A 9,606-nucleotide genomic window follows, 5' to 3' on the forward strand; every position below is an offset into this window, starting at 1 on the left:
CTTTCAGCGGTGCCGGGAGGGAGCCACCCTCTCGACATGTTCCATAATACGTTATTCCAAGGGTGGGGCAACTGGATTTCTCAGCGCCACCCCACCCGTAAACGTGCAGCTCAGGCGCCTCTGAGGCGACGTGCCGCGTGCACGGAGCACGCGAACACGGCACGCGTTCCGCCGTTGAGGCGTGGAATGGAGTCCACCTGCTCGGTGCAGGGCACGCCGCAGTTGACGCACCTGCGGTCGTCGTCCGGGGCGGGCGTGGGCGGTGCGGGTGGAGGTGGGGCGGATCTGGGCATGGCGCTCTCCCTGTGCGTCGGACGGGCGACGTCAGTTCTGTACGGGGCCTTTCGCCTGGTTTTCGGCCCGCCACTGTGCCAGCCGGCTCACGCATGCCGCGCTGTCGGCGAGGCACTCGTGCGCCGTGCCGGGGGAGGGGTGGCGGATCACGTCGATCGTGTCGCCCCCCGGGTCGTGCAGGTGGGCGGTCCGTCCCGTGCTGCCCCTGCTGGTGCCGTGGTCTTCTTCCGGATGGTCGGCCGAGCCCTGGTCGTCGATGCGGATCGTCCAGCCGTTGACCAGGGGGACGGTGACGGCGGTGCGCTCGCCTCCGGTTCCGGTGAGGGTGCCCCCGTGGAAGGTGGCCTGTTCGAGTGCGCGGATGAGGATGTCGCCCGCGCGGCAGGGGATGTCGCGGGCCGCCACGGGCGGGGCGTCGAGCCGCTCGCGCAGGGCGGTGACCATGTCCAGAGCGGTTGTGGCGGGGGCTTCCTCGCCGGTGAGCTGGGTGTGCAGTTCGGCGAGGACGGCGGTGGCGGTGGGTGCGCCGGGCATGTGGTCGACGATGTTGGTGTGGAGAAGGAAGAGCCGGGCCGCCCAGTGCCGTGCCGGGCTCTCGGGGGCGAGCGCGCGGAACTCCGGACGGGTGGGGTCGTAGCCGGTGAGGTCGTACGCGCGGGTGATCCCGCCGTGGGTGAGGGTGCGCAGGGTGCGGGAGGCGGCGACCAGGCGGGCGGGGTCGGCGAGCGGGAAGAGGTCCCGCTCGTGGGTGCCGTGGGCCTCCCACAGGACTCCGTCCCACAACACGGCCAGTTCCACGGCGCGTTCGGCCTGGTGGGCGAGGCGCGCCAGCCGGACGGGATCGCGCTGGATGCCCTGGGTGAGGGCGGCTCCGGCTCGCTGCTGGAGGGTGAAGGCGTGCTGCGCGTGAGAAGCCAGGAGTGCGGCGGCATCGTGCAGGTCCATGGAGAACCTCTCCCGAAAAGTCGAGTTCCATAATACCTAAAATCTAGGATGGGGCAGCTGCTTTTCCCGGCGCTGCCCCGCCCTGAAACCGTCAGGTCAGGGCCTGTCTGGTACCGGATCGAACGTGACCCGGAGACCGTCTTCCATGACGTCCACGGTCCGGCCCGGGGCCGCCAGAGCGCGTGCGTAGTCCTCCAAGTCCTTGTCGAAGCGCTCGGCCTCCAGCGCGGTCGCCTCCCTGCGTACACCGGGCCGGATCGCGCCCCAGGGCTCCAGCAGCCGCGCCACCCTGGCCACGGCGGGCTTTCTGCCCGGGAGGATGAGGAACCCCGGCACCTGGGTGTAGTCGACGTCGGTCAGGCCGTAGGGCATGTGTCCGGCGGTCGCCAACTCCACGGCCAGCGACCGGAATTCGTCCCGGTCGATCAAGTCCGGCCACAGTCCCGGCAGGTCCAGGGACGCCACTCCGGCGTCCCTGGCGGCTTCGGCCTCGCGGTTCTCGCTGTCGGCCAGTCCCCGGGCCCGGTCGGCGTCGGTGTAGGTGTGCACGGACGCCCCGGTGAGCTGGTCCACGAGGTCCCACCCGCCGCGCCCAGCGGCCGGTACGACGTGGAGCCGGGCTTCGGGCTGTTCGGCCGGTGCCTGGGCGAAGAACACGTGCGCGCTGCCGTACGGCTCCGTCGTCACCAGTCCGGCCCGGCGCAGGATGTCCGCGAGGAACGGGGCAACGGCCCGGGATTCCCCGGCGGGCGTGTGCCACCAGGCGATCGGGCAGTGCCGGTTCTCTCCGCGCGGGTGGTGCACGGGCAGGTCGGCGATGGCCCACTGCTCCCCGGGGCGGTCGGGGAGCGCGGACGCGAGGGCCGTCCGCGCCTGCGCGACGGCGGCGGACAGGTGGGACAGGGCTGCGGCATGCTGGGGCACGAGGCGCCGCCATATGTGGGAGGCGGTGTGCCGGGCGGTGGCCTGGGCCTGGGTTTCGCCGGGGCGGGGGCGTGGCTGGGCGGTCACCGTGATGGGTTCGATGCTCAGGCCTTGGTCGGCGGCCTGCTCCGGCAGAGCCGCGGTGATGGTGATCCGGGTCCGGGAGCGATTGGGGACGAGATGGAGGGCGCGGCCGTCGGCGTAGACGATCCGCACCCGGTCCGGGGTGCCGTCCGTCTCGGCGTGCTCGGCGCCGAGCTGCTCGGCAATCGCGCGGGCGAGCGACTCAAGGCCGGTGGTGGTGGACAGGTCCATGACGGTCTCCTTCGGGGACGGGGGCAGGGGGTGGTGTTGTGCGGTCCGGCGGGCTACGGGCGGTGCCTCTCGCGGTGGATGCGCTCGCTGGTCTCGTGGGCTTCCTGGCGGGCCTGTTCGGCGGCGTGCTGCGGACTGGTGGCGTAGACGATCTCGACGCTGCCGAATGCCTCGTCGGCTGCCTCGCGGTACTCGTCGCACCGGTCGGACCGTTCGCCGGGATCGGCAGGGGCCTCTTCCACGTGCCAGATGTCGATGTTGCCCCCGCCCCGCCACTGACCGATCACGAAGAAGGGGCGGTCCTGGTCCGGCGGCGCGGCGGGGAGCGGCAGTGCCTCGCCCCCCGGGGCGGCGTCCGGCGCGGTGTGCCGGGCGCCGTTCTGTCCGGGGGCGCCGTGTGCGGGGCTGGCGGGGTCGGACATCATCGGGGGCCATCCTTCGGGGCGGTGCGCTTGTGGCGCGCGGGCTGGTCGTCGGGGCGGTCCATGTGGCGTTCGGCTTGGGCGCGGTGGTCGTCGGCGGTGTATCCGGTGTCGCACCAGGGGCGGCAGAGCTGCCCGGGCGGGGCCAGGCAGGTTTCGCACGCCTCGTCGAAGTCCTCGGGGCGGAACGGCGGCAGGCTCACGGGGCGGTCTTGATGGCCTCGGCGACCTTGGGGGCGGACAGGACCGGGGTGGTCCTCACCAGTTCCCCGCTGATGGCCTGCCAGATCTGTGCAGTGTTCGTCGTGGGGATCTGGAAGTTGGTGGCCGGAGTGATCTGCCACGTGCGGCCGCGCGGGTCGGTGACGGTGTAGGTGAGGTACTGCGGGTTGTCCTGCTGGCCGTTGTCGCTCCAGGCGAGGCCGGCCTCCGTGAGCGCGCGGCCGAGCTGGGCGCAGCGTTCCGGGGTGGCGTGGTTGAACGATGCCACGGGGTGTCTCCTCACTCGCACTTAATCTGACATGTTCCATAATACGTTAAGACTGGGGTGGGGCAACTGGGTTTTGTTTCCCGGTGGCTGCCCCCACCCCGTCCGTGCCGGTGATCTCTAGGGGCGCATCAGGACGTTGGTCCTGTGCGGCAGGGCGGCGGGCGCCTGGTGGTCGCGGTAGTCGGACACCTTCACGTAGTCACCCGGCATCGTGTCCAGGCGGAGTTCGTCGGGCCCCCAGTTCTCGGTCACGTCCGGGGGCAGGTCCTCGATGTCGTCCGCCTCGACCTGGCAGGCCCACCCGGTCAGGTCCTGGCCGTAGGCGCGGCGCCACTCCAGCAGGATGGGGAAGAGCTGCCCGACGTCGTCGACCAGGGCGACCGCGCGGGCCTCGTTCGGGCCCGGGCACTCGGCGAAGGAGGGGGCATCGGGGCGGGTGCGCTCGCCCAGGGTCATCAGCCAGCGCACGGTCACACCGTCTCCTTGGTCCCGGGGTACGCCTGGGCTCCCCTGCGGCGGCTGCGGCCGCGCTGCTGCTGGGCGCGCAGCGACACAGCCTCGGCCCGGTACTTGTCCGCGCGCTCCTTCTCCTCGGCTGCGCGGTCGGCGAAGTACGGGCCTTGCCACTCCATGACGTGGATGATGCGGGCCAGCGAGTCGTCACGGTCGGCCAGCAGCACCAGCAGCAGGGGGTGCGGGCGGGCGGTGAACCAGCGAGCGACGGTCCACCAGGCGGCCACGGCGGCCTTGAGCGCGGGGCGCGCGGAGCGCGATTCCGCCTCGCAGCGGACGGCTTCGGCGTCGGCGTGCGCGCTGGCCCAGTTGAGGAATCGCAGGAGTCCGGGCGTCTTGCGCAGCCGGGACGCGTCCTGGATCAGCGGCAGGTCGTCGCGCTGGGCGACGCTGTCGGCGCACGCGCGCAGTACGGCGGTGAGCGTCGCGGTCGTCTTCGCGGACGGCTCGTTGCCTGCGGCGGTCGTCGGTGTCCGTACGGACACCTCGATGTAGTCGCAGTAGTCAGCGGGGTAGAGGGTCAGGCTGCCGCTGTAACCGGTGCCGCCGCGGGCCAGCCGTGGAAGGGCGTCGTCGGGGGCGGTCGTCTCGTAGGCGTCGACCGGACCGAGACAGGCGCGGACGGCGGTGAACTGGTCCCAGTGGGACGGGTGTTGGGTTCCGGTGACGTGCACGCTGCCGCGCATCGCGCCGTGCAGCTCGAACACGACGGAGTCCGTGCGCCGGGGGCCGGCGGTGGCGCGCACGGTGCCGCTGGGCGTCTCGATCGTGAGCGTGGTGGACATGGGCGGTTCCTCTCGTGGCAGGGCGGACTGCGGGTGTGGGTGCGGGGGGAGGCGCGGTGCTGACCGGGCCGTCCGCCGTGGGGCGGACGGCCCGGGGCGCTACTCCTTGGGCTCGTCGGGGTGGTGCAGGGCGGGCGCGGGGTAGACCAGGCGCAGCGTGGCGGCGACCTCGGGGCAGGGCATGACCGCTTCCTGGAGTTCGCGGGTGTCCATGGGGTGCAGCCATCCGTCCCGTACGCTCCAGCCGCAGGCGCGCGGGAACGGTTCGTCGGCGGTCGTGGCGACCAGGACGGCGCTGCGCACCGTGCTGTACTCCAGCGCGAAGGTCAGCAGCGCGAAGAACCGGAGATAGGTCTTCTTGCTGTGGCTCACGCGCACCGGGGCCATACCGACGGACAGGGAGAAGTCGGCGGTCACGATCGTGCCGTTCGTGCGCTCGGCAACCATGCTGAACTGGTGGTTTCCCTCTCCCAGGGCCAGCAGCAGGGCGGCGAGAACGTTCATGGCGCGGCCCATGGCGGACGCCGTGGCGGCGTCCTCGGGCCGGGTGAGCCTGGGTTGTGCGGGCATGGCGCATCGCTCCTTGAGGGGGTCCGGGCTGGGCTGTACGGGGCCGGTCAGACGGGGCGGCGGCGGGCCTGCTCGTCCAGGCGGCGGATCTCCGGCGTGATCTCGGGGAAGTGGCACCACGTGCGGCCCATGACGTCGTGGGCGGTGTAGAAGTGCACGGTCCTCGTCCGCTCGCTTCCGCCGGCCGTGGCGTAGGCGGCGGCGTACCAGTAGCCGTTGATGCTGAACGGGACCGCGTCCTCGGGCCACTCGTGCGGGATGAGGCTCAGACTCGCCCGGTCGGCGTGCCGCACGTAGCGTCCCGACGTCGGGTCGGCGACCAGGAAGTGTTCGCGGTCAGCACCCTCGTTGTTCAGGGTCCACTCGCGGCAGGCCTCGCAACTGCCCATGCTGTTGCAGTGCAGAACGGCAAGGGGGCGGTCGTGCATCTCGGTGAAGGGGCCGGTGTAGGTGACGGCGTTTCCGATGTATAGGCGGGGCGCGGACTCAGGCATGAGCGGTCTGCCAGGCCTGCGCGTTCCACATACGGGTCAGGTCGTCGGCGTACGCGACGTCTCGCGCGGACTCGCCGTCCAGGGCGGCCACGACCGCGAGGCTGCCCCGGATCTCCTCGGTACGACGCACGGCGGCGTCTCCCTGAGCCTGGCGCTCGGTCTCGTCGTCGGACAGGTGTTGCACGAGGTGGACGCGACGGTCCCGGGTGAAGATCACCGCGTAGCGGCGGAAGTCCTCAATCCGCGACGGGCGGGCGGGCCCGGTCGTGGTGTCGGCAAGCTGCGCGCGGGCCTCGGCCAGCAGCTTCGCCACTTCCTCAGTAGCCCGTACGCCTGTGCCGCGCTGACCGGGATTGCGGCCGTAGTAGACGCTGAGCTGATCCCAGACGGGGGCGAACTCGACCGGGGCGTAGATGCTGATCATCCTGCGGGCGTAGGCGTCGCGCTGGTCCTGCTCGGCCTGGGCGGCGCGCGCGGTGTCGGTCACCTTGCCCTGGGTCCAGCCCAGCGCGGCAGCGGCGCAGGACGTGCCGTAGTACGCGACGTCTTCGGCCGTGCCGTCCTCGTTCCCGTCGGCGTCCAGCGGCATCAGTGCGACGGTGCGCTTGAGGCCACGGCGGCCGCAGCAACCGCAGGTGTCGTAATCGTCGACGATGCCTTTGATCGTCCACTTCGGGATGGGCATGAAAGGCCTTCCATGGGGCGGTGGGTGAAGGGCGGCGGGTCCGGCGTGCTCCGGCCGGAGCAGCTGCGCGCAGGAGGGGGGGCGGGCATGTGTGCCCTGCGCGCGGTCTGCTCCGCAGACGCGGTGCGCTGCCGCTACGCGACAGGGGCCGGCGCGGGAGCGCTCCGCGCCCCGGCGGCGCGGGGGTGGCGCGCTCCGCGCTCGGGGTCCGGGCGGCCACTGCTGGCCGGTGGGGGGCCGGGTGGGCACCCATGGGGGAGTTGGGCGCCCACCCGGCGTTCAGGGGGTCAGACCGTCGTGAGGGCGAACGCCTTCTCCATCAAGCCGTTCGCCGCTCCGCTGATGACCCGCTCGGCGCGAGCGACTGCCTTCTCGGCGTCGGTCTTGCCCTGGGCGGGGGCAACGTGGTTGGCGTACTCGGTGAGCGCGTTGTAACCGGCCCACCGCGTGCCCCGGATACCTGCCTGCGTGTCGGCGTACTCGAACAGGTTCGAGATCGTTCCCCACCGCTGCCGCTGGTTGGTCTTCTTGCGCGGGCTGTCGTTGTCCTGGACCGGCCACATCTCGTCCACGACCGACTTGAGCTCGCTGAGCGTCATCTCGGCCTGGATCATGCGCTGTGCGGCCTTCTCGAACTCCTCGGTGTACCGGGCGGTCAGACCGAGCGCGGAACGGGCCTGCGCGATACGGGCTTTGGCGCCTGCCGTGTGCCGCACCACGAACGAGGAACGGGCTCCGGCGATCGCCGCGCGCGCCGTGTTCGCGCACACCACCCGGACCGGCGTGGTGACGATGCGGAATGCGGAACTTCCGTCGTGGCTGTTGATCGCCGCGATATAGAGATCTACGGCGTCGTTCCCTCCGATCGTGAGGGACTGCGGCAACTTCATGGTCAGGAACACCTGACGGCCGTCCCTGAGCGATCCGGCGGTCTCGAAGTGCGCCCCGGACTCGTCGGAAAGGAGGTTGAGGAACTCGGCGTGTTCCTCGTTCTGTACGGGGAAGTAGTCGCTGCCGACCACTCCGAGCGTCTGCGTACGGCCGGTCTTCGGGTGCGTCCGCGCGCTCGCGAAGTGCTCCGGAACCTCGACCGGCGTCGTGCCGTCGGCCGTGATCTCCGTTGCGGTCAGCGGGAGGAGACGCACGTTCCATCCGGACAGGGACGCGAGGCTCATGGCCTCCTCGGCGGTCATGGCGCCCTCGGTGACGGTGCCCAGCTTGTGCCACGCGCTCTCGTTGGCGGAGGCGAACGCAGCGGTTCCGTCGGTGAACTGCTCGATCTCGTGAGCCACTTGGGCTTTCCCTTCGGGTGACGAACTTTCGGCGGTCCGGTCCGGGGGCCACCCGTTCCGAACTGGTTCCATAATACCTATCCAGGAGGGTGGGGCAACAGATTAAAACTGCCTCCGTGCCCCACCCTCAGGGCAACGCCCTGACCTGCTACAGCGATTGCTCAACCGGCAGGGATTCGGCGTGCCGGTAGATCAGGTCAGGCTCGGGGCCGTGCTCACCTTCCCTCCGGGCCTGCTGGTATCCGGCGCGTACCTCCTCGGCGGTGCAGGGCATGAGCCAGCGTCGGGCGGCGTCGACGGTCCACGCACGCACAGAATCCACGGTGTCCGGGGCCGTGGTGCGCACGATGACCGCTCCCTTACTGCCCGGGACGAAACCGCTCGCGATCGTTGCCCAGAATCCGAGTGCCTCGGTCTCCTCACAGGAGGCGCGTTCCGAGTCGTCGGTGAAGAGATGGAAGTTCCCGACGCGCAACCCGTCCTCCGAGTAGGTGGTGCAGACCAACGTGTGTTCTCCAGGGCCGACTACGTCCAGCAGAGCGAAGAACACGGCTTCGGCTCGGGCGAGTACTCCGACTGCTGCGCCTACGGCGTCCTCGGAGAGTTGATCGGAAGCCGTAGCCGGAGCGGTGCCCTCTTGGGCCGGGGGCGCCCACCGCATCGCAATCCGCTCGGGCCACGTGTGGCCGTCGAGGGTCAGACGAACATGATTGGTGTACTTGGACATACTGCGCTCCTCCATTTCGCTCGGGAATTGAGGGGGCCCGGTCGGGCCGAGCCCCCGGCTCGGCTACTTCAGTCCACGCGTCCGCAGAAATTCACTGATGCGGAATGCGATAGCGCGAACGGGAAGGGACGCACCCCGGAATGTCCCGAGAATGCGGGGACCCGTTTCGCTGTCGTGGATGAAATGGAACTCGAACCCCTCAGCGACGGGGAGGAGAATTCGAATAGGTCCAGCTGTGGTGTCGAACCGAATTGACGTGGTGTTGTCGTCCAGGTCATGAACGATGACGGCGTCACGGAGGAGCTCCGGGCGCGGGAGGAAGTTCGCGATCCGGCGGGCCTTCTGTGCCTGCGGGGTGTCGATTTCCCCCGTCTCTGACGTCACGGTGCCGTAGAGAATGACGATTTCCACGTGTGTACCTCTCTGCTGACGAACATTCGGCGGTGTCAGTGGGGGCCACCCCCTGACATGTTCCATAATACATTAGTCGCTGATCTGCTGCACTACCTCACGCGCAAACTCCTGCACTATCTCCTGACCTCGACTCGCGGCCGGCCTCTCCAACCTCCCTGGTCAGATACCGTGTTGGACCTGGTCGGGGTTGCTGACATCCCCTCTGCTGCCGCTCTCCCTGCCCGAATGAGAGAAAGGTGGGGGCGGGCTAGGGCGGCGCGGCGGCATCGGGGATCGGGGCGGGGGTTTCTGGTTGCGCGTCGGCGGGGCCTCCGCGCTCGGGCGCTGGCGCACCCGAACCCTTGAAGGGGTCACCACATCCCACCGAGCTGCCGGAGGCAGGTTCACCCCTGCTCTTGCTCTCAACTCCTCACGTCTCCACAGGGATCGGGCCCCGGAGGGGCTCCCTATTCCCTTTTCCCGTATTCCGTGGAATACTTTCCACCACGGAATGAAAATCAGACTCTGCTCTCTTGAAAAGAATCGGAGATTCCCCACCATCCCATCAGGGAAACGGATATGACGCACTCTCAGCTAAACCACCGTCAACTCACAATCAAGATAAGCCTCTTTCCGTGTCGGAGGCACGATAATTCGCCATCTTTTCTGTTCCGGAGGAACACTAATCCCGCCATTCGCTTTTCGTTCCGGAGGAACGCACGTTATGGAATGCCCGGAGGGCAATTCCATAACGCCC

Annotated in this window: 13 protein-coding genes; all 13 read right to left on the minus strand. The window is 69.6% G+C overall.

Annotated elements, in window-relative coordinates; translation table 11 throughout:
• Positions 1–324 precede the first annotated feature (324 nt).
• Entirely contained in the window at positions 325–1,239 is a 915-nt protein-coding gene (locus tag SSP08S_RS47370; RefSeq protein ID WP_019074682.1) for a hypothetical protein, read from the minus strand.
• 96 nt (positions 1,240–1,335) lie between these two features.
• Positions 1,336–2,478, minus strand: coding sequence for a hypothetical protein (locus SSP08S_RS47375; protein WP_019074683.1), 1,143 nt, complete (start codon positions 2,476–2,478; stop codon positions 1,336–1,338).
• Positions 2,479–2,531: 53 nt separating this feature from the next.
• A complete protein-coding gene (locus SSP08S_RS47380; protein ID WP_019074684.1) occupies positions 2,532–2,903 on the minus strand; it encodes a hypothetical protein in 372 nt (123 codons plus the stop codon).
• The gene (locus SSP08S_RS47385) at positions 2,900–3,103 is read right to left on the minus strand and encodes a hypothetical protein (protein ID WP_019074685.1); all 204 of its coding nucleotides are present in this window, start codon (positions 3,101–3,103) and stop codon (positions 2,900–2,902) included. The genes SSP08S_RS47380 and SSP08S_RS47385 overlap by 4 nt, the downstream gene beginning before the upstream one ends.
• Positions 3,100–3,390 (minus strand): hypothetical protein, encoded by a 291-nt coding sequence (locus SSP08S_RS47390; protein ID WP_019074686.1) that lies wholly within the window; start codon positions 3,388–3,390, stop codon positions 3,100–3,102. The genes SSP08S_RS47385 and SSP08S_RS47390 overlap by 4 nt, the downstream gene beginning before the upstream one ends.
• A gap of 117 nt (positions 3,391–3,507) precedes the next feature.
• Positions 3,508–3,864, minus strand: a complete 357-nt coding sequence (locus SSP08S_RS47395; protein WP_019074687.1) for a hypothetical protein — start codon at positions 3,862–3,864, stop codon at positions 3,508–3,510.
• On the minus strand, positions 3,861–4,688 hold the full coding sequence (locus tag SSP08S_RS47400; RefSeq protein WP_019074688.1) for a hypothetical protein: 828 nt from the start codon (positions 4,686–4,688) through the stop codon (positions 3,861–3,863). The genes SSP08S_RS47395 and SSP08S_RS47400 overlap by 4 nt, the downstream gene beginning before the upstream one ends.
• Positions 4,689–4,787: 99 nt before the next feature.
• Entirely contained in the window at positions 4,788–5,258 is a 471-nt protein-coding gene (locus SSP08S_RS47405) for a hypothetical protein (protein WP_019074689.1), read from the minus strand.
• A gap of 47 nt (positions 5,259–5,305) precedes the next feature.
• Positions 5,306–5,752 carry a hypothetical protein gene (locus SSP08S_RS47410; RefSeq protein ID WP_019074690.1) on the minus strand — a complete coding sequence of 149 codons (447 nt, stop codon included), beginning with the start codon at positions 5,750–5,752 and terminating at the stop codon, positions 5,306–5,308.
• Positions 5,745–6,437 carry a hypothetical protein gene (locus SSP08S_RS47415; RefSeq protein ID WP_019074691.1) on the minus strand — a complete coding sequence of 231 codons (693 nt, stop codon included), beginning with the start codon at positions 6,435–6,437 and terminating at the stop codon, positions 5,745–5,747. Before SSP08S_RS47415 ends, SSP08S_RS47410 begins: the two co-directional genes overlap by 8 nt.
• A 287-nt stretch (positions 6,438–6,724) precedes the next feature.
• Entirely contained in the window at positions 6,725–7,729 is a 1,005-nt protein-coding gene (locus tag SSP08S_RS47420) for a DUF932 domain-containing protein (protein WP_019074692.1), read from the minus strand.
• Positions 7,730–7,877: 148 nt separating this feature from the next.
• Positions 7,878–8,456, minus strand: coding sequence for a hypothetical protein (locus SSP08S_RS47425; RefSeq protein WP_019074693.1), 579 nt, complete (start codon positions 8,454–8,456; stop codon positions 7,878–7,880).
• A 63-nt stretch (positions 8,457–8,519) separates the two neighbouring features.
• Positions 8,520–8,867, minus strand: coding sequence for a hypothetical protein (locus SSP08S_RS47430; RefSeq protein ID WP_019074694.1), 348 nt, complete (start codon positions 8,865–8,867; stop codon positions 8,520–8,522).
• Positions 8,868–9,606: the final 739 nt, after the last annotated feature.

This window comes from Streptomyces hokutonensis, assembly GCF_000376565.1.
GTDB lineage: Bacteria > Actinomycetota > Actinomycetes > Streptomycetales > Streptomycetaceae > Streptomyces > Streptomyces hokutonensis.

Coding starts and splice junctions, on each gene's coding strand:
- SSP08S_RS47415 (WP_019074691.1), bottom strand. CDS start 6,437: ATGCCCATCCCGAAGTGGACGATCAAAGGCATCGTCGACGATTACGAC.
- SSP08S_RS47375 (WP_019074683.1), bottom strand. CDS start 2,478: ATGGACCTGTCCACCACCACCGGCCTTGAGTCGCTCGCCCGCGCGATT.
- SSP08S_RS47425 (WP_019074693.1), bottom strand. CDS start 8,456: ATGTCCAAGTACACCAATCATGTTCGTCTGACCCTCGACGGCCACACG.
- SSP08S_RS47380 (WP_019074684.1), bottom strand. CDS start 2,903: ATGATGTCCGACCCCGCCAGCCCCGCACACGGCGCCCCCGGACAGAAC.
- SSP08S_RS47370 (WP_019074682.1), bottom strand. CDS start 1,239: ATGGACCTGCACGATGCCGCCGCACTCCTGGCTTCTCACGCGCAGCAC.
- SSP08S_RS47400 (WP_019074688.1), bottom strand. CDS start 4,688: ATGTCCACCACGCTCACGATCGAGACGCCCAGCGGCACCGTGCGCGCC.
- SSP08S_RS47410 (WP_019074690.1), bottom strand. CDS start 5,752: ATGCCTGAGTCCGCGCCCCGCCTATACATCGGAAACGCCGTCACCTAC.
- SSP08S_RS47405 (WP_019074689.1), bottom strand. CDS start 5,258: ATGCCCGCACAACCCAGGCTCACCCGGCCCGAGGACGCCGCCACGGCG.